A 25,071-nucleotide genomic window follows, 5' to 3' on the forward strand; every position below is an offset into this window, starting at 1 on the left:
GGGGGGGCGTGGCACCGGCAGCCCGGCCCGCAGCCGCGCGTGCCGCTGCCGCGCCGCCCGGTCGAGGTCGCTGCCGGCCCGGCCCAGCTCCGTCCGCCGGTCGGCCATGAAGCTGCGCAGCGCGAAAAGCGGCAGGTCGAGCGCCTCGGCCTCGCGCCGCCGCGCCCGGACAAAGCCGCGCAGCACCGGCTCGAGCCGCGGCCCGGTCAGGTCGAGCCGCTGCCGCGCCGGATCGGTCATCGCCTGCGGGCGCCCGAGCAGCCGGCCCAGATCGGCGAGGCGCTGCGCCGGCCGCTCGATCCGCGCCCGGGCCGAGCGCCAGAGCCGGCTCTGGCTGTCGGCGATGCGCGCGCCCAGTTCGGCCAGCACCGGCACCGCCATTTCGGCGGCCGCGGTGGGCGTGGGGGCGCGCAGGTCGGCGGCATGGTCGATCAGCGTGGTGTCGGTTTCATGCCCGACCGCCGAGATCAGGGGAATGGTGCCCGCCGCCACGGCGCGCACCACGGCCTCTTCGTTGAAGCCCCACAGGTCCTCGACCGAGCCGCCGCCCCGCGCCACGATGATCAGGTCGGGCCGCGCGATCGCGCCCTCCGCAGGCAGGGCGTTCAGCGCCGCGATGGCCTGCGCGACCTGCGGCGCGGACTGCGCGCCCTGCACCGCCACCGGCCAGATCAGCACGCGGCTGGGAAAGCGGTCGCGCAGCCGGTGCAGGATGTCGCGGATCACCGCTCCCGAGGGCGAGGTGACCACCGCGATGACCCCCGGCAGGAACGGGATCGGCCGCTTGCGGGCGGCGTCGAACAGCCCCTCGGCGGCCAGCGCCCGCCGGCGCTGCTCGAGCATGGCCATGAGCGCGCCGAGACCCGCGGGCTCGATCTGCTCGACCAGCAGCTGGTAGCGCGACTGACCCGGAAACGTCGTGAGGCGGCCCGTGGCGATGACCTCGAGCCCCTCTTCCGGGCGATGCGGCAGCCGGCAGGCGTTGTCGCGCCAGCACACCGCGGCCAGCACCGCGCGGTCGTCCTTGAGGTCGAAATAGAGATGCCCCGAGGACGGGCGCGAGACCCGCCCGACCTCGCCCCGCACACGCACGCGGCCGAACTCGCCCTCCACCACCCGGCGGATCGCGCCGGAGAGTTCCGAGACGGAGAGGGTCGGGGCATTGCCGGACGGGGCGTCGGCCGAGGGGTCGTCGAAAAGCTCCATGGCTTCGGGTGTCGCCCAGCCGGGGGCGGGGTTCAAGCGCGCTCTGCATCACGCATCGCCGCGAGCGCGGTCAGCGCGCCAAACCGTCCGGCAACGGTTGTCGAACCGCTCCGCCCGTCTGAGAGCTGGCGGTCTCGGTTCCCCCCGGGACCCTGCCCGCCCTTGCAGCGCCCGGGCCGCACGCTTAAGTCTCGAGGCAAGATGCTGATCGGGGAGACGCGACAATGGCCATGGAAGCCTATGAGATCGAGGCGCTGATCCGGCAGGCCTTCCCCGATGCCAACGTCACGATCACCGACCTCGCTGGCGACGGAAATCATTACGCGGCCGAGGTCGTGGACGAGTCCTTTCGCGGGTTGAACCGGGTTCAGCAGCAACGGCTGGTATACTCGGCGCTCAAGGGGAGCATGGACGGTCCGAACGGCGACCTTCATGCGCTGGCTCTGACCACCAAGGCCCCAGACTGACCGCGCGCATCAGTTTTCACGCTGCGCCTTGGGCGCGCCACAATCCACTACGGGACACCCCTGACATGACCGACATCCGTTCGCAGATCCAGGAAACCATCGACGGCAACGACGTCGTGCTGTTCATGAAGGGCACGCGCGAGGTTCCCCAATGCGGGTTCTCGAGCCGCGTGGCCGGGGTGCTGAACTACATGGGCGTGGCGTTCCGCGACGTGAACGTGCTGTCGAGCGACGAGATGCGCCAGGGCATCAAGGATTTCTCGGACTGGCCGACCGTGCCGCAGCTCTACGTCAAGGGCGAGTTCGTCGGCGGCTGCGACATCGTCAGTGAGATGACGCTCTCGGGCGAACTCGACCAGCTGTTCGATCGGGCCGGCGTCGCCTATGACAAGGCCGCCGCCGAGAAGATCCGCGAAGCCAACAGCTGATCGCGCAGCGCTGAGAATGCGAAAAGGGCCGCCCGGTGGGGCGGCCCTTTTCCATTCGGTGGCTCGACGCTTAGCGGTAGAAGCCGTCGGCGTCGTAACGATCGTCGTCGTCGTAATCCGCCTCGACGAAATCATACTCATCGTCGTCGCGATGACGCCAGCTCTGCAACTTCGAGGCCAGCGCCACGCCCACGGCAAAGGCGCCCATCAGCGGCGGGATGGTGGCCGCGTTCGACTCCTTCACGCGCGACAGGGTGTCCCGCGTGTCGGCGAGGAACTGCGGCGTGAGCCCAACCCGGTTCGCCGCTTCGCCCGCGACGTTGCGGGTGAAGCCCTGAACCTTGGCCTCGGCGTCGCGCGCGAACCCCTGCACCTTCGCCTCGGCATCGTCGGCGAACTTCGCGGCCCGATAGGACACGTCGTCGACCAGCGTTGCGACCCGACCCTCGACATTGTCCACTACCTCGGTCGCCTTCAGCCGCGCCTTTTCCAGCGCCGCATCGGTGGCGAGGCTCACCCGCGCCTCGACCTCGGCGCGAAGCTCGTCCGTCGACGGCACAGGATGCTTCACCGTCTTCGACATAGAGATCAACACGACGCCGATGATGACGAACAGCAGGCCGATGGCGAGGGACGCCCCCAGCGAACCCCAGTGAAGGTGGTAGGCCAGGAACGTCCAGAGGGCGGCGAGCAGAAACCCGGCGCCGATCAGCGCGACGACTCCGGCAGCGGCCTTCATTCCGGCGCGGCGACCCGCGTCGGAAAGGGCCAGCTGCATATTGCGCGCGTAATCGAACATCGGATTAGCGGCGGGCGAGGATCAGGCCGACCAGGAAGCCGACGCCGGCCGCAATACCGAGCGCCTGCGCGGGCTTGCGGCGGACCATGTCCGACATCTCGTCGTAATAGTCGCCGGCGTACTGCGCGACTTCGGTCGCCTTGCGCTCACCCGCGCGGTAGAGGCGATCGGCCTCTTCACGAGCGCGCTCGGCGTACTCGGCGCCCTTCTCCTTCGCGGCCTCGACGTACTCGGCGCCCTTGTCCTTCGCGGCGTTCGCCATGTCGGCGGCGGCGTGCTTGACGTCGTCGGCGGCGCGGCGAGCCTTGTCGGCGGCGGTGTTGTCGGTCGCCTCGTTCCAGGCGTCCTTGGCGTCGCGGGCCAGCTTGTCCACGCCCGACTTGACGTCGTCAGCGGTTTCGCGGGCGGCGTCCTTGACGTCTTTCTTCAGATCCGAGGCGGTGTAATTGTTGGCCATGGTGCGGCTTCCTTTCCCGATAGAGGGTTCGTTTCGTTGCGGTTCTTGAACGGCCGACTCTGGCGTTTCGTTCCATGTCGCCAGTAACTAAAAACGCCCCGTGACGTGTGACGTCAGGGCCCAAAGGCAAAAGGACGTCCGATGACCACGACGATCTACCACAACCCGAAGTGCACGACCTCGCGCAACGTTCTGGCAACGCTCCGGGCGGGGGGCGAGACCCCCGAGGTGATCGAGTATCTGCGTGATCCTCCCTCGCGCGAGACGGTGCGCCGGCTGGCCGCCGACGCCGGGCTGTCGATCCGCGAGGTGTTGCGCCAGTCGGGCACGCCTTACGACGAGCTCGGGCTGGACGACCCGACGTTGTCCGACGATGCTTTGCTCGATGCGATCGAGGCGCATCCAATCCTGCTGAACCGGCCCTTCGTAGTCACCGGCCGCGGCACGGTGCTGGCCCGGCCGGCCGAGAAAGTGCTGGAAGTGATGGCCAATCCGCCGGCAGAGGTGGTGAGGGGCTGACGTCCCGCCGCCCCCCCCCGCCGCGTCCGGCGATCAGGCCGCGGCCGCCTGGGCCGCCACGGCCTCGAGCGAAGCGTCGAGGATATCCAGCGCCTCGTCCAGCTGATCCATGGGAATGGTAAGGGGCGGCAGCAGCCGGATCACGTTGTAGCGCGTGCCACAGGACAGGATGATCAATCCCCGCGCCTCGGCCTCGGCCACCAGCCGGGCGGTCAGCGCGGCGTCGGGCGCATTGGTGGCGCGGTCGGTGACCAGTTCGATGGCGTTCATCGCGCCGAGCCCGCGGACCTCGCCGATGCAGTCCATCCCAGGCCGGGCAGCGATTGCGGTCAGCCGGTCGCGAATCCGGATGCCGATCTCGTCGGCGCGGGCGCAAAGCTCCTCAGCCGCGATCACGTCGAGCACGGCGTGCGCGGCCGCGACCGCGAGCGGATGGCCGGCGTAGGTGCCGCCGAGGCCGCCCGGGGCGGGCGCGTCGACGATCTCGGCCCGGCCGGTGACGGCCGACAGCGGAAAGCCGCCCGCCAGCCCCTTGGCCATGGTCACGAGGTCGGGGGCGACGCCCGCGTGCTCGAACCCGAACATCCGCCCGGTGCGCGCCATGCCCGCCTGCACCTCGTCCCCGATCAGCACGATCCCGTGCCGGTCGCAGAGCGTGCGCAGCGCGCGCAGGAAGCCCGCCGGCGCGATGGTGAAGCCGCCTTCGCCCTGCACCGGCTCGATGATGATCGCGGCGATGCGCTCGGGGTCGACCGAGGCCGCGAGCAGACGCTCGAGCTCGGTCAGGGCGACCGCCTCGGGCATGTCGTGGAAGGCATTCGGGAAGGGGGCGTGATGGACCTCGGGGGGCATGGCGCCGAAGCCCTTCTTGTAGGGCGCGACCTTGCCGGTCAGCGCCATCCCGAGCAGCGTGCGGCCGTGGAAGCCGCCGCTGAAGGCGATGACGCCGGACCGGCCGGTGAAGGCGCGGGCCATCTTGACGGCGTTCTCGACCGCTTCGGCCCCGGTGGTGACGAGCATGGTCTTCTTGGCGAAGTCGCCGGGGGTCAGGGCGTTCAGCCGCTCGGCGAGGCGCACGTAGCCCTCGTAGGGGGCGACGTGGAAGCAGGTGTGGGTGAAGGCTTCGGCCTGCGCGGCCACGGCGGCCATCACGCGGGGGTGGCGGTGGCCGGTGTTGGTGACGGCGATGCCGGCCGCGAAGTCGAGGAAGCGCCGGCCGTCGGCGTCCCAGATTTCCGCGTTCTCGGCGCGGGCGGCGAAGATGCCGCGGGTGGCGACGCCCCGGGCGACGGCGCGGGACTTGCGGGCGGACAGATCGGCGGCGCGGGACATGGGCAGACCTCATGGTTCGGGTTGACCATGCGCTACCCCGCGCTCAAGATTGCACGCAAGATGGATCGATGATCCTGTGCGCCCGGCGACAAGACTTCGCGCGCCCGGCGACAGGTCGGGGACGACGGGGGCAGGGGTGGACGAGTTCGACATCGGCGCGAGGCTCAGGGAATTGCGCGTCCAAGCTGGGCTGTCGCAGCGGCAGCTCGCCGAGGCTTCGGGGGTGCCGCACGGGCAGATCTCGATGGTCGAGACGAATCGGTCGAGCCCTTCGGTCGCATCTTTGCGCAGGATATTTGGCGGTCTGTCGCTCTCGATGTCCGAGTTCTTCGAGCCCGATGCGCCCGCGTCGCAGGCCGTGTTCTTCCGGCCCGGCGAGATGCGCGACCTGACCGCCCGGCTGCACGCGGCGCTTGACGATCCGCGCGGGCGCATCGTGATCCGGCAGGTGGGCGATGCCCGCGCGCACGGGTTGCAGATCCTGCATGAGCGCTACGAGCCGGGCGCGGACACCGGCGACCAGATGCTCGAGCATCCGGCGCACGAGGGCGGCATCGTGATCGCGGGCGAAATCGAGGTGACGGTGGGGGACGAGACCGAGGTGCTCAAGGCCGGCGACGGCTTCCTGTTCGATTCGCGCCGGCCGCACCGCTTCCGCAATGTCGGCGACCGCGCGGCCGAGGTCGTCTCGGCCTGCACGCCGCCCTATCTGTAGGGCCGGGCGGCGCGGCTGGGGCGCGCCGCCCGGGTCGGGGGCTCAGGCGGTTTCCTTGATCATCCGCGCGATGGCCGTGACGCCCTCGGACGGCGCCAGCGTCACGATATAGACGCCCGAGGCGTCGAGCTCCGCCGACCAGCCGGGCTCGATCACGATGGTGGTCGTCACCTCCTCGATGACGGCAGGGCCGGTCACGCGGTCGCCCGCGCCCAGTTTCGCGCCGTCGTAGACGGGGGTCTCGTGCGCCTGGCCGTCGCGCTTGAAGATCATCTCGCGCGTGCCGGCCAGCGCGGCGTGCGCGCCCTCGCCCGCGGGGATGGTGATGCGGCCGGGCTTGTCCACGCCGCCGGTGATCGCGCTTTCGACGTTGACGATCTCGACCGGGCTCTGCGGCTCGGCGTAGGTGTAGAGCTCCTCGTGCCGGGCGTGGAAGGCGGCCTTGAGCCGGTCGAGCGAGGCCTCGTTCACCTCGAACGGATCGACGTCGACGGTGCATTCGTGGACCTGCCCGACGTAGCGCATGTCGAGGCTGCGGCGGATGGTGATGTCCTTGTCGGCGAACCCGTCCTCGGCCAGATCGGCGCGGCCGCGGGCCTCGAGCTCGTTGAAGAGCGAGTCGAGCCGCGCGGCGGCCTTGGCCCCTTCCAGACGGATCGGGGCGGGGGCCATGTAGTTGTACTTCACGTCCGACAGGATCTGGCCGAAGGCGCAGAGCCCCGAGGCGAGTTTCGACACGAGGATCTTGCGGATGCCCATCTCGCGGGCGAGGGCGGTGATATGGGCGCCGGTGGCCCCGCCCGCGCAGTTCAGCACGAAGTCGCGGGGGTCATAGCCGCGCTCGACCGAGACGCGGCGGATCGCGTTCACCATGTTGTTGTTCACGATCGTGAACATTCCGTAGGCGGCCTGTTCGATGCTGATCCCCAGCGGTTCGGCCAGATGGGTGCGGATCGCCTCGCGCGCCTTCTGCAGGTCGAGCGGCAGCCGCCCGCCCACCAGCCCCTCGGGGCTGAGATAGCCGAGGACGAGATTCGCGTCGGTGGTCGTGGGCCGGGTGCCGCCCTGACCGTAGCAGGCGGGGCCGGGCTCGGAGCCCGCCGACTGCGGGCCCATCTGCATCAGCCCCATCGCGTCGATCCAGCCGATCGAGCCGCCGCCGGCGCCCAGCGTTTCCACCTGGATCATCGGGATGCCGATCCGGTAGCGCAGGAAGTCGATGTTCTTCGACACGTTCGCCCGCCCGTCACGGGTCAGGGTGATGTCGAAGCTGGTGCCGCCCATGTCGACGGTGATGATGTCCTTGAACCCCCACGGCTCGCCCAGCCACAGCGCCGCCTGCGGGGCCGAGGCGGGGCCCGAGTTGATCGCATAGACCGACTGGTCCGAGACGATCCGCCCGAGCGCCAGCCCGCCGTTCGACTGGAAGTAGCGCACCGGGTGGCGGGCGCCGAGCGACTGGAAATAGCCGTCGATCGCCTCGACATAGCGTTGCAGGATGGGCGCGAGATAGGCGTTGACGATCGCCGTCGAGGTGCGGGTGTATTCGCGCACCTGCGGGTAGAGCTGGCTGCCGACGGTCAGGCGCACGTCGGGCATCATCTCGCGCACGATCTCGGCCGCGCGGTTCTCGTGGTCGGGGTGCAGGACCGACCAGACGAAGCTGATGGCGACCGATTCCACCCCCTCGGCAAGGAAATGCCGGCAGGCGTCGCGCACCGCCTCCTCGTCAAGCGGGGTGTGCACGGTGCCGTTCGACAGCACCCGCTCGGGCACGCCGCGGCGCAGGTAGCGCGGCACCAGCATCGTGGCGGGCGGATATTCGGGGTCGTAGCGGTAGCCGTCCTCCTTGTGGCCGAGGCGAATCTCGATGCTGTCCTCGTGACCCTTGGTGGCGATCAGGCCGGTCTTGGCGCCGGTGTGGGTGATCAGCGCGTTCAGCCCGACCGTGGTGCCGTTGATGCACAGGTCGGCGTTCGAGACGATCTCGCGCGGCGAGAGGCCGGTCTCTTCCTCGATGATGGCGAGGCCGTTGCGGATCGCCTCGGTCGGGCGGGTCGGGGTGGACAGCGCCTTGAAGATGCGCAGGTCGCCCTCGCGGTCGGCGAGGATGAAGTCGGTGAAGGTGCCCCCGGCGTCGATGCCGAGGCGGTAACGGTTCTGCATGGGGTCAAACCTTGTCTCGGGCGGGACCACCGGGGGCTTCGCGCCCCCGGACCCCGCGGGATATTTGGGGCAGGAAAGAACGGGCCGGGGTCAGGCGGCGCGCAGGCGTTCGGTCTCGGCGTGATCGACCTTGAAGGTCGCGGGATCGGCGAAGACCACGCCGTAGTCGCGGCGCGCGCCCTCGATGCTGACGAGGCCGTTGCGCACATCCTCGATCACGCGGGCGATGTCGCGTTCGAACGGGTTGCCGTAGCCGCCGCCGCCGGGGTTCTTGTTGGCGGCGCGTTCGCCGGGCTGGATCGTCTCGATCACGTTCTCGGTGATGATCTGGGTCTCGCCGTTGCGCGTGACCTCGAGCCGGCCGACCTTGGGGGCGATCATGTCGGACTTGGCGCCCGCAGCCCCCATCGCCGGGATGCGCCGTCCCTCGCCGAAGGTGATCAGCGTCATGGGCTTGTCCATCGGCTCGACCTCCCAGCAGGTGCCCGAGCCGCCGCGGTTCTTGCCGGCCCCGCCCGAGTCCTCCATCAGCGAATAGCGGTGGATGATGATCGGGTAGCTGTGTTCCAGCATCTCGATGTCGCCCGAGGTCAGCGCCCCGAAGCAGCACTCCGGCCCGCAGGCGTGCCAGCCGTCCTGGCTGGCCGTGGCGCCGGCGCCCGAGATGATCGAGGCGAGCACCATGGTCACGTATTCCTCGTCGTGGCGGGTGTCCCAGCCGGCGATGTTGCAGCCGTTGGCGTGGCCCCAGCTCGCCGAAACCTTCTGCGGCGCCGCCTGCTCAAAGGCGAGGCGTACCGCGTCGGTCAGCGTCTCCATCGGCGTCGTCGTGCAGTTCATGTGCGGGGCGGGGGACTTCGCGTTGCAGAGCGTGCCCTTGGGCCCCATGTCGGTCGTCACGCAGCGATACAGCCCCTCGTTGTAGGGCGGCGGCAGCTGGGCGAACATCATCAGGCCCAGATAGACGCCCGAGTGGCTGTTCCCCTCGTAGCTGTTGATGAAATAGGGCACCTGCGGGGGCGAGGCGATCTCGATGTGGCAGCCGTCGCCCTTGATGGTCACGGTCGCGGTGATCTCGAAGTCCCCGAAGCCGTGGCCCGCATCCTCGAGGATCGCGGTGCCGGTGTAGGTGCCGTCGGGGACCGTGGCGATCAGCTTGCGCATATGCGCCTCGGCCATGTCGAGCAGTTCGGCGATGCAGTCCTGCACAACGTCCTTGCCGTACTTGTCCATCAACCGCACGAGCGCGCGGGCGCCGACCTGGCAGGCGCCGATCAGGGCGTTGAAGTCACCCTCCTGGTCGCGGCGGGCGCGCATGTTGGTCAGCAGCAGGTTCATCACGTCCTTGCGCGGCTTGCCGCGGTCCCACAGCTTGACGGGCGGGATGCGCAGGCCCTCGGCAAAGATCTCGGTGGCGTTGGGGTTGTAGCCGGCGGGCACCGGGCCGCCGATGTCGGTCAGGTGGCCCTTGCACACGGTCCAGAACACCAGCTCGCCCTGGTAGAACACCGGATAGTACATGCAGGTGTCGATGATGTGCGACCCGCCATAGGCCGGGTCGTTGTGCAGGATCAGGTCGCCCTCGTGGATGTCGCCCTCGAAGAACCTGGCGACCGACTTCATCGCCGGAATCAGGCTGCCGAGGTGAATCGGGATGTCCTGCCCCTGCAGGATCATCTCGGGCGTGTGGTTGAAGAGCGCGGTCGAATAGTCGTGCGCGAGGTTGAACACGCTCGACCGTGCGGTCTGTTCCAGCGTCAGCGTCATCTCGCGCTGGGTGGTCTCAAGGACGCCGCGGACCACCGACAGGGTGATCGGATCGACATTGCGTCTGGGCATGGTGCTTCCTCCCGTGTCTGCCGGCGTGCAGGGCGCCGGTTCTGATCCCTCCAGACTGGCGCGATCGTGTCCGGCGCGCTTGCAGCGAAGTGAGCGATTGCTTGACGATCCGTGCACGCAAGGCGCGGATTTGCCGCCGGGCGCGCCCGCTCTTGTCGATCCGCGCACCAGGCGACTGCCGACACGAAAAATTCTTGATCGGGCGACCGGGGGCGCGGCACGATGTCTCACCGCGCTTGGGGGATGGCGGATGGAGTCGACTGCCTATTGCACGGCCGGAACCAACCCGGCCCATCGCGCCGCCGAGTGGGAGCGGGTGATCGCGGACACCTATTTTCCCCTGCACCTGACGTTCCGCGATGCCGACCGCTTCTGCGGCCAGCTCGAGCGGCGCCAGATCGGGGCGGTGTCGCTGTCGCGGCTCGAGACCGAGCCGCTGCATTACGAGCGTCACGCCCGCCACATCACCTCGACGACCGAAGAGGATTACCTCGTCACCGTCCCGCGCCGCAGCGCGGTCGAGTTCCACCAGCTCGGGCGCAGCGTCCGCTGCAACCCCGGCGGCTTCATCATCGAGCGGGGCGACGAGCCTTATCGGTTCAGCTACGGCGCGCCGAACGAGCTGGCGGTGCTCAAGGTCGGCAAGCGCGCGCTGTCCGAAAAGCTGCGCAGCCCGGACCGGTTCTGCGCCCAGGCGATCGACGCGGGCGCGGGGCTGCCCGCGCTCTTCACCGCGATGATGGGGCAGTTGCAGGCCCTGCCGCTCAGTCAGTCGCACGCGGCGAACATCCTCGGGCGGCAGATCGTCGAGGTGCTGGCGCTGGCGCTGGACGAACGCGCGGGCGGGGGGGAGGAGGCGCAGAGCTCGGTCCGCGCCGGCCATCTGCGCCGCGCCGAGCAGGTGATCCGGCAGAACCTGCCCAATCCCGCGCTTTCGCCCGAGTTCGTGGCCGATGCCTGCGGCATCTCGAAGCGCTACCTGCACGAGCTGTTCGGCGACACCGAGGCGACCGTGTCGCAGTTCATCCGCGACGAGCGGCTGATTGCGGCGCGCGACGAGATCGCCACCGCCCGCGCCGTGCCGCTGGCGGTCATCGCCTATCGCTTCGGGTTCTCGGACCAGGCGCAGTTCTCGCGCCTCTTCCGGGCCCGCTTCGGCATGACCCCGAGCGACTGGCGCCGCCGCGCCGAGCGCCAGTCCGAGGGCTGACGGCCGGGCCTTCGGGCCCCGCCGACCGTCGCGCGCGGGGCGGCACGCGCAGATGCAAATCTTCGTGCATCCCCGCGCAAGACGCGCTGATCCGGTCGCCCCACCATGACCCGCAGTCCAGAGGCCGCGCCCCATCCGGGCAGACAAGGCGGCCCGTTCAGCAGGGAGTGCACGCATATGGCCGGAAGTCTCGAAACCGCTGTCGATCCAGCCGAAGGGCTGGAGTTTTCCGATCGTCCCGTTCCGCCCGATCAGCGCATGGGGCGGATGCCGCTGACCATGGCCTGGTGGTCGGTCTGCTCGGCGATGTTCTATCTCGTCGTCTCGGCCTCGCTGGCGCTGGCCTATGGCTCGGTCAACGCCATCATCGGGCTGGTGCTGTCGGTGATCGCCTATGCCGCGGTCAACGCGGTGCTGGTGCGGCACGCGATCCGCACCGGGCTGTCGGTCTCGCTCTTCTCGCGCATCCTGCTGGGGCAGACGGGGGCGGCGGTCGCCACGCTGATCTTCTTTGCCACTGCGATCTATTATGCCGTGTTCGAGGGGTCGGTGATCGCGCTGGCGCTGCAGAGCTATGCCGGCATCGCCTATCCGGTCGCGGCGCTGATCGTCGTGGTCTATTCGGTGCTGCTGATCTTCGGGTCGATCCAGAACTGGCTCGACAAGTTCAACGGCGTGCTGCTGCCCTTCTACCTCATCGGGCTTCTGTCGGCGGTGGTGCTGGCGATCTCGAAATACGGCTACTCGGATGCCTGGCTGAAGCTCGGCCCCGCGGGCGGGGCGCCTGCGACCGGCTGGTGGAACTGCTTCGTGGCCTTCATGGGGGTCTGGATCCTCATGATGTTCACCTATGACTACGCCCGCTTCGGCCGCGACGAGGACCGCGAATACCACGCCAAGGTGAACTTCGGCGCGCCCTTCTACCTCGTCGCCTTCCTGCTCAACGGCCTCGTCGGCATCTTCCTGGCCGCGAGCCTGCCGACCGAGGGCGGCGTCACCGAGGTTTCGGTCGTCCTCGCGCTGATCCAGCTGATGGGCTTTGCCGGGCTGGCCTTCGTCTGGATCTCGCAGACGCGGATCAACACCGCCAACTACTATCTCGCCGCCGTCAACATGGAGAGCTTTGCCCAGACCGCCTTCCGCCTGCGGCTGCCCAAGGTCGTCTGGGCCTGCGTGGTGGGGGTGATCGCCTATGTGCTGATGCTGGCCGACGTGTTCCAATACATCCTGCAGGCGCTGGCCTATCAGGGCATCTTCGTGGTCGCCTGGGTTGCCATTGCGCTGGTCCATATCGTCACCGAGGGGCGCGAGGGGGTTGAGCATGACCGCATCAGCTTCCGTCTCTCCGACACCCGGGCGGTGAACCCGGCCGGGCTCGGCGCGTGGCTGGTGGCCGCGGGGGTGGGGCTGGCGCTGCACCTGGCAGGCGGGTCGGCGGCGACGTTCTCGGCGCCCGCGACCTTCGTGGTGGCGGGGGTTGCCTATGCGCTGCTGTCCCGCAGGCAGTCGCGCGCGGCAATGCCCGGCACCGCCAACCACAACCCCGGCTGAGCCGGTCGTGGGGTCGGGCGCACGGCGTCCGGCCCTCGCGGCGGCGGATGGCCGCAAGACACCCGCCGCCTCCGCCGCGCGACCGGTGGGGGCGGGAAATCCACTGGCCCCCCGCCACGCCGCCCGCTAGACCCGGCGGCCACGGAACAGAGGGGCGCCGGATGCCAGCCATCATGATCCAGGGCTGCGGCTCGAACGTTGGCAAGTCTCTGCTTGTTGCCGGACTCTGCCGCGCAGCGCGCCGCCGCGGCCTCTCGGTTGCGCCGTTCAAGCCGCAGAACATGTCGAACAATGCGGCCGTGACCAGCGACGGCGGCGAGATCGGCCGCGCGCAGGCCCTGCAGGCGCTGGCCGCCGGGCTCACCCCGCACAGCGACATGAACCCGGTGCTGCTCAAGCCCGAGACCGACACCGGCGCGCAGGTCGTCGTGCACGGCCGCCGCCTCTCCCACGTTCGCGCCCGCGACTATGCCGCCCTCAAGCCGCAACTGCTGACGTCGGTGATGGAGAGCTTTGCCAGGCTGTCGGCCGACCATGACCTCGTCATCGTCGAGGGCGCCGGCAGCCCGGCCGAGATCAACCTGCGCCCCCGCGACATCGCCAACATGGGCTTTGCCCGCGCGGCCGGCGTGCCCGTGATCCTCGCGGGCGACATCGACCGTGGCGGCGTGATCGCCCAGATCGTCGGGACGCAGGCGGTGCTTGACCCCGAGGACGCGGCAATGATCGCGGGGTTCCTGGTCAACAAGTTCCGCGGCGATCCGGCCCTGTTCCGCGATGGCTACGACATGATTGCCGCCCGCACCGGCTGGCGGGGTTTCGGGGTGCTGCCGTGGTTTCCCGACGCCCATCGCCTGCCGGCAGAGGATGCGCTCGACCTCGCCTGGACCGGACGGGACGGCGGCGACCGCGTGACCGTCGCCTGCCTCGCCCTGTCGCGGATCGCCAATTTCGACGACCTCGACCCGCTCGCCGCGGAGCCCGGGGTTCGCATGGTGATGGTGACGCCGGGGCAGCCGATCCCCGCCGACGCGCGACTGGTGGTCGTACCCGGCAGCAAGTCGACCCGTGGCGACCTCGAATTCCTGCGTGCCCAAGGCTGGGACATCGACCTGGCCGCCCACGTACGGCGCGGAGGTCACGTGCTGGGCCTGTGCGGTGGCTACCAGATGCTGGGCCGCCGCATTGCCGACCCCGAGGGGATCGAGGGCACGGCAGGCGACACACCCGGCCTCGGCCTGCTTGAGGTGGACACGGTCATGCGCCCCGAAAAGCGCGTGACTCTCACCCGGGCCGTCCACGCCGCGACCGGCCTGCCGATCGAGGGCTACGAAATCCACCTGGGCGTGACCGACGGCCCGGACTGCGCCCGCCCGTTCGCCCGCATCGGGGGGCGGCCCGAGGGCGCCGTCGCGCCCTCGGGGCGGATCGCCGGCACCTACATGCATGGGCTGTTTGCCTCGGACGGGTTCCGCGCTGCGTATCTCGCAGGGCTGGGCATCGCTTCGGACGGACACAGCCATGCGGCGCTGGTCGAGGCAACGCTCGATGCCCTCGCCCTGCACCTTGAGCAACATCTCGATGTGGGCGGGATGCTGGCGCTGGCGCGTCAGTCGCCGTCCATCGGCTGAGCCGCGGGTTCGCCCACCGCGCCCTCGGCACGCGCCTTGCGCGCCCGTCGGGCCAGCCGACGCTTGTGATAGACCTCGACCAGCGGCACCGTCAGGCGGTGGAAGAGGAGCGCGGCGATCAGCCCCGGGATCAGCCCGCCGACCATGTAGGGCAGGAACACGGCCTGGGCGAACTCGACCAGCCGGTCCCATTCCGCCGGCCGGCCGTCGAGCACCGCGAGCAGGTTGCGCAGGAACTGCCGCGTGGCGGCCGAGAACGCCTCGAGGATCAGCATCGGGTCGATGCTGCCCCCCTGCCCCAGCATCCAGCGCCCGAGCGTGATCGCCACGACCGCGATCACCGGGATCGTCAGCGGGTTGCCGACGAAGCTGCCGATCACTGAGGCGAGCACGTTGCCGCGGATCGCCAGCGCCAGCGCCATCGCGCCCACGACGTGCAGCCCGAAGAGCGGCGTGAAGCTGATGAACACCCCCGCCGCCACCCCGCGCGCCACCCGCTGCGGCGGGTCGGGCAGGCGGCGCAGCCGGTGCACGCGGTACTTGATCGCCCGCCACCACCCGCCGCGCGGATAGACGATGTCGCTGGCCATCTGCGAATAGCTGCGGGGCTTGCGGCGGAACATGGGCGTCTCGGGCGGGGCGGATGGCGGTGTGTCCGCCACTGTCCACCAGCCGTCCGCGGAGGGCAACCGGATCGCGGGAGTGTGTGTCAGGGTGGTGCTCTGGCCGGTGCGGCAATGCGTGACGTGGCTGCGCCGGATCAACGAGTTTCCAGCGGGACCGCTCTTGATCACGCCTCCGCCCCTAACGCCGTTCGGGTTGGCCCCCCGGCACCCCGCGGGACGCGCTCAGACCACCGCCGAGGGGTCCCGGATCCGCGCCACCTGCGCCACGTCGCTCTCTGCCTCGAGCGCCGTCATCAGCGCGTGCAAGTGCTCGCTGTCGCGCAGGTCCACGTCCACCCGCAGGCGGTAGAAGTCCGGCTTGCGGTCCAGGAACTCGAGGTCCGAGATGTTCGCCCCCTGCGCCCCGATCAGCGTGCAGATGCGCCCCAGCACGCCCGCGTCATGCCGGATCGTCAGGTTCAACCGCGAGGAATAGACCGCCGGGTGCCGCCCCTCGCGCCAGCGCAGGTCGACCCAGCGCTCGGGCTGGTCCTCGAACCCCGCCAGCACCGGGCAGTCGATGGCGTGGATCACCACGCCCTTGCCGCGATAGGTGATGCCCACGATCCGCTCACCCGGAAGCGGCGTGCAGCAGGGGGCGCGGGTGAACTCCTGATCGGCCTGCAACCCGGCGACGGCACGGCTCGCGTCGATCTCGTCGGCCGAGGGCGCAAGGTCGGGCCAGAGCGCGCCGATCACCTGCTGGGCCGAGATCTCGGCCGCGCCGATGCGGGCCAGCAGCTCGTCCGCGCCCGGCATCGCCAGCGCCTTCGCGGCGGTGCGCAGCGCCTTGTCGGTGACCTTGCGGTTGACGTGCTCGAACGCCACCCGCACCAGCTCGGACCCGAGCCGGATGAAGCGCGAGCGGTCCTCTTCGCGCAAGCTGCGCCGGATCGCGGCCTTGGCCCGGCCCGTCACCACGATGTCGAGCCAGGTGGCCTGCGGGCGCTGGCCCGAGGCCGCGATGATCTCGACCGACTGGCCGTTCTTCAGCCGCGTCCACAGCGGCACGCGGATGCCGTCCACCTTGGCGCCGACGCAGGAATTGCCCAGCCGCGTGTGGATCGCATAGGCAAAGTCGATCGGCGTCGCCCCCTTGGGCAGCTGGATCACGTCGCCCTTGGGGGTGAAGCAGAACACCTGGTCCTGATACATCTCGAGCTTGACGGCCTCGAGGAACTCGTCGTGATCCTCTTCCCCGAAGCGCTCGGTGAGGCTCGCCAGCCACTCGGCCGGATCGACCGCGAATGGGTTCTTCGAGCGCACCCCGTCGCGGTAGGCCCAGTGCGCGGCGACCCCGGCCTCGGCCACCTCGTGCATGGCGCGGGTGCGGATCTGCACCTCGACGCGGGTGCCGTCGCGCGCCGAGACGGTCGAGTGGATCGAGCGGTAGCCGTTCGACTTGGGCTGGCTGATGTAGTCCTTGAACCGCCCCGGCACGGCGCGCCAGCGCCGATGGATGATCCCCAGCGCGCGGTAGCAGTCGGCCTCGGACCGGGTGATGATGCGGAAGCCGTAGATGTCCGAGAGCCGCGAGAAGCTGAGCTGCTTTTCCTGCATCTTGCGCCAGACGCTGTAGGGGCGCTTGGCGCGGCCGAAGACCTCGGCCTCGATCCCCTCGGCGTCCAGCGCCGCGCGGATGTCGGCGGTGATCCGCGGGATGATGTCGCCGGTTTCCTTCTGCAGCGTCACGAAGCGGCGGATGATCGAGTTGCGCGCCTCGGGGTTGATGACCTTGAAGGCCAGGTCCTCAAGCTCCTCGCGCATCCACTGCATCCCCATCCGCCCGGCGAGGGGGGCGAAGATGTCCATCGTCTCGCGGGCCTTCTGCACCTGCTTGTCGGGCCGCATCGAGCGGATCGTGCGCATGTTGTGCAGCCGGTCGGCGAGCTTGACGAGGATCACCCGCAGGTCGCGGGACATCGCCATGAAGAGCTTGCGGAAGTTCTCGGCCTGCTTCGAGTGGGTGCCGGAAAGCTGCAGGTTGGTGAGCTTCGTCACCCCGTCCACGAGGTCGGCCACGTCGCGGCCGAACAGCTCGGCCACCTCGCCCCAGGTCGAGCGGGTGTCCTCGATCGTGTCGTGCAGAAGTGCGGTGACGATGGTCGCATCGTCCAGCCGCATCTCGGTCAGGATCGCGGCGACGGCGACGGGATGGGTGAAATAGGGTTCGCCCGAGTGGCGGAACTGCCCCTCGTGCATCCGGCGGCCATAGTCATAGGCCCGCCGGATCAGGTCCTCGTTGGTCCGCGGGTTGTAGTTGCGGACCAGCGCGACGAGGTCTTCGACGTCGATCCGGTCCAACCCGTGCCGCCTCTGACCTCAGCCCCGGCCTTGCGCCTCGAGCATCATGCGCAGCATCCGCTCTTCCGATTCCTCGTCGGCGGGCTTGGGACGGTCGATCTCGGCCCCGAGCAGCAGCGCCATCGCGTCCTCTTCGGGCTCGTCCACCTCGATCTGGGTCTGGGTCTGCTCGATCATCCGCTCGCGCAGCTCGTCGACCGGCTGGCCCTCGTCGGCGATCTCGCGCAGCGCCACGACCGGGTCCTTGTCGTTGTCGCGCTCGACCGACAGCGTGGCCCCGGCGCCAATCTCGCGGGCGCGGTGGGCGGCGAGCATCACCAGGTCGAACCGGTTCGGAACCTTGTCAACGCAATCCTCGACTGTGACGCGGGCCATGAGCTACCTTTCCGAATCGACTGGTGGGGCAAGGCGGCATAGGTGGGGGTGCGGACCGGGAAAGTCAAGCCGCGCTGCCCTTGGGAGGGTTCCGGGCGCCAGTCACACCTGCGCGCGCCCGCCCTCGGGCGCCATCCCCGCCAGCCCCTCGGGGCCGAGCGCGGCCAGCATCGCGGCCACGCCCTGCCCCAGCCGCGGATGCACCCAGCCGGGTGCGATCTCGGCCAGCGGCGCGAGCACGAAGCCGCGGTCCTGCAACCGCGGGTGCGGCAGGATCAGCCGGTCGGGGGCGACCTGCGCCTGCGCCGCGGCTGGCAGGGCGCGCCAGCGGTCCTGCGTCGCCGCGTCGGGGCGAACCTCGGCCCCCATCGCCAGCAGGTCGAGGTCGATGACCCGCGCGCCCCACCGCGTCCCGTCCCGCACCCGGCCCAGATCCGCCTCGACCCGGTGCAAGGCGGCCAGCACCGCCTCGGGCGCCATCGCCCCCGCCGCCACCACCGCGGCGGCGTTGACGTAGTCCGGCCCCGACCCCGCGGGGTGGGCCGGGGTGCGCCAGAATCGGCTGACCGCGCGCAGCCCCAGCCCTTCGGCACCCAGCCGGCCCAGCGCCACGCGCACGGCGGCCTCGGGCGGACCTGCCCAACAGGACAGGTTTGCGCCAAGGGCGAGCAGGGCTAGGTTTTCTCGCAGCATCCGCGGTGGGTTGGCGGGTCCGGCTTGGGTTTGTTCGGCAGGGGACTGGGGCATTGTTTTACAAGGACGACCGACTGGCGCTGTTCATCGACGGCGCGAACCTTCATGCCGCGACCAAGGCGCTCGGGTTCGATCTCGACTACAAGCTGTTGCGGCAGGAATTCGAGCGGCGCGGCAAGCTGGTCCGCGCCTACTACTATACGGCGCTGCTCGAGAACGAGGAATACTCGCCCGTCCGGCCGCTGATCGACTGGCTGAACTACAACGGCTTCGCCATCGTCTCGAAACCGGCGCGGGAATACACCGACTCGATGGGCCGGCGCCGGGTCAAGGGCAACATGGACGTGGAACTGGCGGTCGATGCGCTGGCGCTGGCCCCGCGGCTCGACCATGCGGTGCTGTTCTCGGGCGACGGCGACTTCCGCCCGCTGGTGGCGGCGCTGCAATGCCAGGGGGTGCGCGTCTCAGTGGTGTCGACCATGCGCAGCCAGCCGCCGATGATCGCCGACGAGCTGCGCCGGCAGGCCGACAACTTCGTCGAACTCGACGCCCTGCGCGAGATCATCGGCCGCCCCCCGCGCGAGACCCGCGACCCTGCCGAGCCTGCCCCGGCGGTCGAGGCCTGATCTGAACCGCTGATCTTAACCCTTGGGTAAGATCGGCCGAGACGTTCGCGCCGCCGCCGCGTTATGATCCGAGCCGTATCGAGGACCATTGTGCCATGACCCGCAACGACGACGACGGCAAGACCGCCCCGCTCGGACCCGAGCGGCTGCTGCGCCTGTCCGACTTCGACGCCCGCAGCCCGGACCGGGTGGCGGGGGCGCTGCGCGACTACTGGCTGTCGCTGCGCCGCGGCCGGGCGGTGCCGTCGCGCGCCGATGTCGAGCCCGCGGGGCTGCGCGCCGCCCTGCCCTTCGCCTTCATCCTCGAGCGGGTGGCCCCCGGGGCCGCCCGCTTCCGCCTCGCCGGGCGCCATCTCGTCGACCTGATGGGGATGGAGGTGCGGGGGATGCCGCTCTGCTCGGTCCTCAACGCCCCCTCGCGCGGGCGGCTGAGCGACGTGCTCGAGGCGGTGTTCAAGGGCCCGCAGATCGCCGAGCTGGACCTGATCGGGCCGGTCGGCTACGGGCGCCCGGCGCTGACCGGGCGGATGCTGCTCATGCCGCTCAAGTCGGACCTGGGCGACGTGTCCCGGGCGCTCGGCTGCCTTGCGACCGAGGGCGAGATCGGCGCCGCCCCGCGCCGCTTCGACATCGCCGCCGACCGCGCCATGCCGGTGGTCGAGGGCGCGCGCGTCCTCACCCCGCAGCCCTCGATGCACGGCTTCGCCGAGCCGCCGGCGCCGTGGCGCGGCGAGCCGTACGCGGCCGACGACGCCGACACCCCCTCCCCCGTTCCCCGGCGCCGTCCCGCGGCCGGGCGGCCCCCGTCGCTGCCGACGATGCCGCCGCTCTTCGACGCCCCCGCGCCGCGCCCGGCGATCCGCGAGGATGAGACCCCCGAAGAGCGCCGCGCCCGCTTCCGCGTCATCTCGAACGACTGACGACAAAGGGCGCCCCGCGGGGCGCCCTTCGGTTTCGGCAAGGCCGGTCGGCGTCAGACGGCGTCGCGCAGCCCGACCGGGGTGCCGGTGCGCCGCGCCCGCAGCTCTTCGGCCACGAGGAACGCCAGTTCCAGCGACTGGCTGGCGTTCAGCCGCGGGTCGCAGGCGGTGTGATAGCGGCTCGACAGATCCTCGTCGGTGACCGCCCGGACGCCGCCGGTGCACTCGGTCACGTCCTGCCCCGTCATCTCGAAATGCACGCCCCCCGGCACGCTGCCCTCGGCGGCGTGGACGGCGAAGAACTCGCGCACCTCGCGCAGCACCTGGTCGAACTGCCGGGTCTTGTAGCCCGAGGCCGCCTTGATCGTGTTGCCGTGCATCGGGTCGCAGCACCACAGCACGTTGGCCCCTTCCGCCTGCACGGTGCGGATCAGCCGCGGCAGGTGGTCGCCCACCTTGCCCGCCCCGAAGCGCGCGATCAGCGTCAGCCGGCCGGCCTCGTTGGTCGGGTTCAGCGTGGCGATCAGCCGCTTGAGGTCATCCTCGCTGATCGAGGGACCGCATTTCAGCCCGATCGGGTTCTGCACGCCGCGCAGGAACTCGACATGGGCGCCGTCCGGCTGCCGGGTGCGGTCGCCGATCCAGAGCATGTGGCCCGAGCCCGCCACCGGCAGCCCGGTGGTCGAGTCGATCCGCGCCAGCGCCTCTTCGTATTCCAGCAGCAAGGCCTCGTGGCTGGTGTAGAACTCGACGGTGCCCAGCTCGTGCGCGGTCTCGGACGACACCCCGGCCGCCTGCATGAAGGCCATGGCGTCGCTGATCCGGTCGGCGATGGCGCGATACTCAGCCGCCTCCGGCCCGCCGGTGAAATCGGCGATCCAGCTCTGCACCCGGTGGATGTCGGCGTAACCCCCGGTCGAGAATGCCCGCAGCAGGTTCAGCGAGGCCGCCGCCTGGGTGTAGGCCTGCAGCATCCGCTGCGGGTCGGGCACGCGGGCCGCGTCGGTGAAGTCGAAGCCGTTGATGATGTCGCCGCGGTAGGACGGCAGCTCGACGCCCCCCATCACCTCGGTCGGCGCCGAGCGCGGCTTGGCGAACTGCCCGGCCATGCGGCCGACCTTGACCACCGGCATCTGCGCGCCCCAGGTCAGCACCACCGCCATCTGCAGCATCACCTTGAAGGTGTCGCGGATGTTGTCGGCCGAGAACTCGGCGAAGCTCTCGGCGCAGTCGCCGCCCTGCAGCAGGAACGCCCGCCCCGCGGCCGCATCGGCCAGATGCGCCTTGAGGCGGCGCGCCTCGCCCGCGAAGACCAGCGGCGGAAAGCGCGACAGCTGCGCCTCGACGGCGTTCAGCGGGGCGGCGTCGGGATAGTCGGGCATCTGCACGCGCGGCCGGGTGCGCCAGCCCTGCCGGGTCCAGTCCGGGGCTCCCGCGGCACGGCGGGGGGCCTCGGTCTTGGCGCTGAGCGGCATGGCGGTCGAACTGGTATCCTGCGGCATGACGGACGATCCTCGATGAAACACCGGGCGAATATAGTGAGGGCGCGCGGGCGAGGAAAGCCGGTCCGCGGCAGGCACCGTGCCGCAGGCCGCACGGACAGCCCTGCATAGCGGCTATGCAGCGGGTGCTTTCCTTTCGGCGGCAACCTGCCTAGTCTCTCGTTCCAGACTGTGTCTGGAGAACGGATCACCATGAAGAAACTGCTGCTCGCCACCGCCGCCACCGCGCTTTCGGTCGGCATGGCCACCGCCGAGGACGTCAAGATCGGCATCTCGATGGGCTTCACCGGCCCGCTCGAGTCGATGGCGCCGCAGATGGCCAACGGGGCCGAGCTCGCCATCAAGGAGATCAGCGAGTCGGGCAAGCTGATGGACGGCGCCAAGGTCGAGGCCGTGCGCGCCGACAACACCTGCGCCGACGCCGCAGCCTCGGTCGCCGCGGTCGAGCGGCTGGTGACCTCGGACAAGGTCAACGGGATCATGGGCGGGATGTGCTCGGGCGAGACGATCGCCAGCCTCGAGCGCGTGGCCGTGCCGAACGGCATGGTGATGATCTCGCCCTCGGCCACCTCGCCGGCGCTCTCGACCATCGACGACAAGGGCTTCTTCTTCCGCACCTCGCCGTCCGACGCCCGCCAGGGCGACGTCATGGCCGACATCGCGCTTGAGCGCGGGATCAAGTCGGTGGCGATCACCTACACCAACAACGACTATGGCAAGGGCCTCGCCGAGGCGTTCAAGACGGCCTACGAGGGCAAGGGCGGCAAGGTCACGATGATCGCGGCCCACGACGACGGCAAGGCCGACTATTCGGCCGAGGTCGCGGCGCTGGCCGCCGCCGGCGGCGATGCGCTGGCCGTGGTCGGCTACGTCGACCAGGGCGGCTCGGGGATCGTGCGCGGGGCGCTCGATTCCGGCGCGTTCTCGACCTTCATCATGCCCGACGGGATGGTGGGCCAGGCGCTGATCGACAAGTTCGGCGCCGAGCTCGAGACCTCGTTCGGCCAGAACCCCTCGTCCGAGGGCGCGGGCCGCGACAAGTTCACCGAACTCGCCAAGTCCGCCGGCTTCGACGGCAGCGCCGTCTATTCGGGCGAGGCCTATGACGCCGCCGCCCTGATGCTGCTGGCGATGCAGGCCGCCAAGTCCACCGATCCCAAGGTCTACAAGGACAAGATCATGGAGGTGGCCAACGGCCCCGGCGAGAAGATCGGCGTGGGCGAGCTGGCCAAGGGCCTCGAGCTTTTGGCCGCCGGTACCGACATCGACTATGACGGCGCCTCGTCGGTCGAGCTGATCGAGCCGGGCGAAAGCGCCGGCACCTTCCGCGAGGTCGATTTCAAGGGCGGCACGCTCAACGTCGTCAAGATGCGCTGACACGCGCGCCGCCGCAGGCCGGGGCCCGTCCCCGGCCGCGGCGGACGCCGGACCTACGCCGTGCCCCGGCCCGGGGCGCGGCGAAACCCGCGGACAAGGCGGCCATCAACGGACCGCCGCCGCACACACAGCAGGGAGAAGACCAGAATGAAGAACCTGATGCTCGCCACCGCCGTGGCAGCCCTCACCGCCTCGGGCGCGCTGGCCGCCGACGTCAAGCTCGGCGTCTCGCTCGGCTTCACCGGCCCGCTCGAGTCGATGGCGCCGTCGATGCTCAAGGGCGTCGAGATGGCGGTCAAGGAAGCCAACGACTCGGGCAAGGCGATGGACGGCACTACCTTCTCGATCGTCCAGGCCGACAGCACCTGCGCCGATGCCGCCGCCGCCGTGACCGCGGTCGAGCGGCTGGTGACCTCGGACAAGGTCGCGGGCATCGTCGGCGGGATGTGCTCGGGCGAAACCATCGCCAGCCTGGAAAAGGTCGCGGTGCCGAACGGCGTCGTGATGATCGCCCCCTCGGCCACCTCGCCCGCGCTGACCACGATCGACGACAAGGGCTTCTTCTTCCGCACCGCGCCCTCGGACGCGCGCCAGGGCGAGGTGATGGCCGACATCATCCTCGAGCGCGGGATCAAGTCGGTCGCCGTGACCTACACCAACAACGACTACGGCAAGGGCCTCGCCGAGTCGTTCAAGTCGGCCTACGAGGGCAAGGGCGGCAAGATCACCATCACCGCCGCCCATGACGACGGCAAGGCCGACTATGCGGCCGAGGTCGCGGCGCTGGCCGCCGCCGGGGGCGAGGCGCTGGTCGTGGCGGGCTACGTCGATCAGGGCGGTTCGGGGATCGTGCGCGGGGCGCTCGATTCGGGCGCGTTCAACACCTTCGTCTTCACCGACGGCATGGTCAGCCAGACCCTCGTCGACAAGTTCGGCAAGGAGCTCGAGACCTCGTTCGGCCAGAACCCCTCGGCCGAGGGCGAAGGCCGCGACGCCTTCATCGCCAAGGCCAAGGAGTCGGGCTTCGAGGGCTCGGACGCCTTCGCCGCCGAGGCCTATGACGCCGCCGCGCTGCTGATCCTCGCCATGCAGGCCGCCAAGTCGGCCGATCCCAAGGTCTACAAGGACAAGGTGATGGACGTGGCCAACGCCCCGGGCGAGAAGATCATGCCCGGCGAGCTGGCCAAGGCGCTCGAGCTGCTGGCCGACGGCAAGGACATCGACTATGTCGGCGCGAGCGCCGTCGAACTGGTCGGCCCGGGCGAAAGCGCCGGCACCTACCGCGAGGTCGACTTCAAGGGCGGCACGCTCAACGCGGTCAAGACGCACTGATCCGGTCGCGGCGCCCGCCCGGTGCGGGGGCCGCGCGCCAGCCGCCGCCGGCGGGGGCGGCACCGGACCAGATTGGCGGCGCCCTGCGGGGCGCCGCGGCCCCGGCGGGAACGGCCACCGGGCGCGAGAGGGAAACGAGGGACGCATGATCCAGGTCCATGACCTGCACCGGCATTTCGGGGGCTTCCGCGCCGTGGACGGGGCGAGCCTGACGATCGCCACCGGCTCGATCACCGGCCTGATCGGCCCGAACGGCGCGGGCAAGTCCACGCTCTTCAACGTCATAGCCGGCGTCCTGCCGCCCACCTCGGGGCGCGTGGTGATGGACGGCGAGGACATCACCGGCCTCGCCCCGCACAAGCTCTTTCACAAGGGCCTGCTGCGCACCTTCCAGATGGCGCATGAGTTCTCCTCGATGACCGTGCGCGAGAACCTGATGATGGTGCCGCCCGCGCAGTCGGGCGAGACGCTGTGGAACACCTGGTTCGGCCGCAAGCGCATCGCCGATCAGGAACGCGCGCTTCTGGCCCGCGCCGACGAGGTGCTGGACTTCCTCACCATCAGCCACGTGGCCGAGGAAAAGGCCGGCAACCTTTCGGGCGGGCAGAAGAAGCTTTTGGAACTCGGCCGCTGCATGATGGTCGACGCCAAGATCGTGTTCCTCGACGAGGTCGGCGCGGGCGTGAACCGCACCCTGCTGATGACCATCGCCGACGCGATCCTGCGGCTGAACCGCGAACGCGGCTACACCTTCTGCGTGATCGAGCACGACATGGATTTCATCGGCAAGCTCTGCGACCCGGTGATCGTGATGGCCGAGGGCAAGGTGCTGGCGCAGGGCTCGGCCGACAGCATCATGCAGAACGAGGCGGTGATCGAGGCCTATCTCGGCCGCGGCCTCAAGAACAAGGTCCAGGCCGAGATGGCCGAGGAAACCCGCCGCCACGAGGGGCACGG

At 70.0% G+C, this 25,071-nt stretch carries 22 protein-coding genes and 1 pseudogene; 12 read left to right on the top strand and 11 right to left on the bottom strand.

Annotation, left to right across the window (positions count from 1 at the left end; all coding sequences use genetic code 11):
* The coding region (gene xseA, locus ACFHYO_RS13670) for an exodeoxyribonuclease VII large subunit (RefSeq protein ID WP_394321190.1) at positions 1-1,206 on the bottom strand (1,206 nt) is incomplete at its 3' end.
* 224 nt (positions 1,207-1,430) lie between these two features.
* Between xseA and ACFHYO_RS13675 the strand changes: the two genes are divergently transcribed.
* Together ACFHYO_RS13675 and grxD are read left to right on the top strand one after the other, a co-directional pair.
* Positions 1,431-1,673 (top strand): BolA/IbaG family iron-sulfur metabolism protein, encoded by a 243-nt coding sequence (locus ACFHYO_RS13675; RefSeq protein WP_036707856.1) that lies wholly within the window; start codon positions 1,431-1,433, stop codon positions 1,671-1,673.
* A gap of 65 nt (positions 1,674-1,738) precedes the next feature.
* Positions 1,739-2,101 (top strand): Grx4 family monothiol glutaredoxin, encoded by a 363-nt coding sequence (gene grxD, locus ACFHYO_RS13680; RefSeq protein WP_036707857.1) that lies wholly within the window; start codon positions 1,739-1,741, stop codon positions 2,099-2,101.
* A gap of 70 nt (positions 2,102-2,171) precedes the next feature.
* Here the strand turns inward: grxD and ACFHYO_RS13685 are convergent, their stop codons facing one another.
* A complete protein-coding gene (locus tag ACFHYO_RS13685; RefSeq protein ID WP_036707859.1) occupies positions 2,172-2,900 on the bottom strand; it encodes a phage holin family protein in 729 nt (242 codons plus the stop codon).
* A 4-nt stretch (positions 2,901-2,904) separates the two neighbouring features.
* Complete coding sequence (locus ACFHYO_RS13690) at positions 2,905-3,357, bottom strand: ElaB/YgaM/YqjD family protein (RefSeq protein ID WP_036707860.1); 453 nt, start codon at positions 3,355-3,357, stop codon at positions 2,905-2,907.
* A gap of 141 nt (positions 3,358-3,498) precedes the next feature.
* On the opposite strand from ACFHYO_RS13690, the gene arsC reads away from it, so the two are divergent.
* Positions 3,499-3,876 carry an arsenate reductase (glutaredoxin) gene (gene arsC / locus ACFHYO_RS13695; RefSeq protein ID WP_036707862.1) on the top strand — a complete coding sequence of 126 codons (378 nt, stop codon included), beginning with the start codon at positions 3,499-3,501 and terminating at the stop codon, positions 3,874-3,876.
* Positions 3,877-3,909: 33 nt separating this feature from the next.
* Here the strand turns inward: arsC and gabT are convergent, their stop codons facing one another.
* Positions 3,910-5,208 carry a 4-aminobutyrate--2-oxoglutarate transaminase gene (gabT, locus tag ACFHYO_RS13700; protein WP_394321109.1) on the bottom strand — a complete coding sequence of 433 codons (1,299 nt, stop codon included), beginning with the start codon at positions 5,206-5,208 and terminating at the stop codon, positions 3,910-3,912.
* A gap of 136 nt (positions 5,209-5,344) precedes the next feature.
* On the opposite strand from gabT, the gene ACFHYO_RS13705 reads away from it, so the two are divergent.
* Entirely contained in the window at positions 5,345-5,923 is a 579-nt protein-coding gene (locus ACFHYO_RS13705; protein WP_394321110.1) for a cupin domain-containing protein, read from the top strand.
* A 42-nt stretch (positions 5,924-5,965) separates the two neighbouring features.
* Here ACFHYO_RS13705 and capA read toward each other — a convergent pair whose 3' ends face one another.
* Positions 5,966-8,089 carry a caprolactamase subunit alpha gene (capA, locus tag ACFHYO_RS13710; RefSeq protein WP_036707865.1) on the bottom strand — a complete coding sequence of 708 codons (2,124 nt, stop codon included), beginning with the start codon at positions 8,087-8,089 and terminating at the stop codon, positions 5,966-5,968.
* 90 nt (positions 8,090-8,179) lie between these two features.
* Complete coding sequence (gene capB, locus ACFHYO_RS13715) at positions 8,180-9,928, bottom strand: caprolactamase subunit beta (protein WP_043130536.1); 1,749 nt, start codon at positions 9,926-9,928, stop codon at positions 8,180-8,182.
* 250 nt (positions 9,929-10,178) lie between these two features.
* Here capB and ACFHYO_RS13720 point away from each other — a divergent pair, with 250 nt between their 5' ends.
* The 3 genes from ACFHYO_RS13720 (at position 10,179) to ACFHYO_RS13730 (ending at position 14,320) form a co-directional block, all read left to right on the top strand.
* Positions 10,179-11,138, top strand: coding sequence for an AraC-like ligand-binding domain-containing protein (locus ACFHYO_RS13720; RefSeq protein WP_043130540.1), 960 nt, complete (start codon positions 10,179-10,181; stop codon positions 11,136-11,138).
* A gap of 177 nt (positions 11,139-11,315) precedes the next feature.
* The gene (locus tag ACFHYO_RS13725) at positions 11,316-12,689 is read left to right on the top strand and encodes a purine-cytosine permease family protein (protein WP_394321113.1); all 1,374 of its coding nucleotides are present in this window, start codon (positions 11,316-11,318) and stop codon (positions 12,687-12,689) included.
* A gap of 161 nt (positions 12,690-12,850) precedes the next feature.
* Complete coding sequence (locus ACFHYO_RS13730; RefSeq protein WP_394321115.1) at positions 12,851-14,320, top strand: cobyric acid synthase; 1,470 nt, start codon at positions 12,851-12,853, stop codon at positions 14,318-14,320.
* On the opposite strand, the gene ACFHYO_RS13735 is transcribed toward ACFHYO_RS13730, so the two are convergent.
* The 4 genes from ACFHYO_RS13735 to folK all read right to left on the bottom strand — a co-directional run bounded on the left by ACFHYO_RS13735 (position 14,299) and on the right by folK (position 18,411).
* Positions 14,299-14,943 (bottom strand): DUF2062 domain-containing protein, encoded by a 645-nt coding sequence (locus ACFHYO_RS13735; protein WP_394321117.1) that lies wholly within the window; start codon positions 14,941-14,943, stop codon positions 14,299-14,301. The two genes, ACFHYO_RS13730 and ACFHYO_RS13735, sit on opposite strands and share 22 nt — an antisense overlap.
* 225 nt (positions 14,944-15,168) lie before the next feature.
* Complete coding sequence (locus ACFHYO_RS13740) at positions 15,169-17,289, bottom strand: RelA/SpoT family protein (RefSeq protein ID WP_231565648.1); 2,121 nt, start codon at positions 17,287-17,289, stop codon at positions 15,169-15,171.
* Positions 17,290-17,307: 18 nt separating this feature from the next.
* Positions 17,308-17,664: a DNA-directed RNA polymerase subunit omega gene (rpoZ, locus tag ACFHYO_RS13745; RefSeq protein WP_036701390.1), complete on the bottom strand. Its 357-nt coding sequence runs from the start codon at positions 17,662-17,664 to the stop codon at positions 17,308-17,310.
* A gap of 102 nt (positions 17,665-17,766) precedes the next feature.
* A complete protein-coding gene (folK, locus tag ACFHYO_RS13750) occupies positions 17,767-18,411 on the bottom strand; it encodes a 2-amino-4-hydroxy-6-hydroxymethyldihydropteridine diphosphokinase (protein WP_394321120.1) in 645 nt (214 codons plus the stop codon).
* On the opposite strand from folK, the gene ACFHYO_RS13755 reads away from it, so the two are divergent.
* Both ACFHYO_RS13755 and ACFHYO_RS13760 read left to right on the top strand, forming a co-directional pair.
* Positions 18,411-18,983, top strand: coding sequence for a LabA-like NYN domain-containing protein (locus ACFHYO_RS13755; RefSeq protein ID WP_394321122.1), 573 nt, complete (start codon positions 18,411-18,413; stop codon positions 18,981-18,983). The genes folK and ACFHYO_RS13755 overlap by 1 nt on opposite strands.
* A gap of 95 nt (positions 18,984-19,078) precedes the next feature.
* Positions 19,079-19,903, top strand: coding sequence for a PAS domain-containing protein (locus tag ACFHYO_RS13760; protein ID WP_394321124.1), 825 nt, complete (start codon positions 19,079-19,081; stop codon positions 19,901-19,903).
* A gap of 53 nt (positions 19,904-19,956) precedes the next feature.
* Here ACFHYO_RS13760 and ACFHYO_RS13765 read toward each other — a convergent pair whose 3' ends face one another.
* Complete coding sequence (locus ACFHYO_RS13765; protein WP_052171723.1) at positions 19,957-21,378, bottom strand: class II 3-deoxy-7-phosphoheptulonate synthase; 1,422 nt, start codon at positions 21,376-21,378, stop codon at positions 19,957-19,959.
* Between the two features lie 219 nt (positions 21,379-21,597).
* Between ACFHYO_RS13765 and ACFHYO_RS13770 the strand changes: the two genes are divergently transcribed.
* The 3 genes and pseudogenes from ACFHYO_RS13770 to ACFHYO_RS13780 form a co-directional block, all read left to right on the top strand.
* Positions 21,598-22,782: an ABC transporter substrate-binding protein gene (locus ACFHYO_RS13770; protein WP_394321126.1), complete on the top strand. Its 1,185-nt coding sequence runs from the start codon at positions 21,598-21,600 to the stop codon at positions 22,780-22,782.
* Positions 22,783-22,929: 147 nt separating this feature from the next.
* Positions 22,930-24,114 (top strand): ABC transporter substrate-binding protein, encoded by a 1,185-nt coding sequence (locus ACFHYO_RS13775; protein WP_394321128.1) that lies wholly within the window; start codon positions 22,930-22,932, stop codon positions 24,112-24,114.
* A gap of 145 nt (positions 24,115-24,259) precedes the next feature.
* A pseudogene (locus ACFHYO_RS13780) lies at positions 24,260-25,036 on the top strand (ABC transporter ATP-binding protein); the annotation flags it as partial.
* Positions 25,037-25,071 lie beyond the last annotated feature (35 nt).

This window comes from Paracoccus panacisoli (genome assembly GCF_042435015.1).
Classification (GTDB): domain Bacteria; phylum Pseudomonadota; class Alphaproteobacteria; order Rhodobacterales; family Rhodobacteraceae; genus Paracoccus; species Paracoccus panacisoli.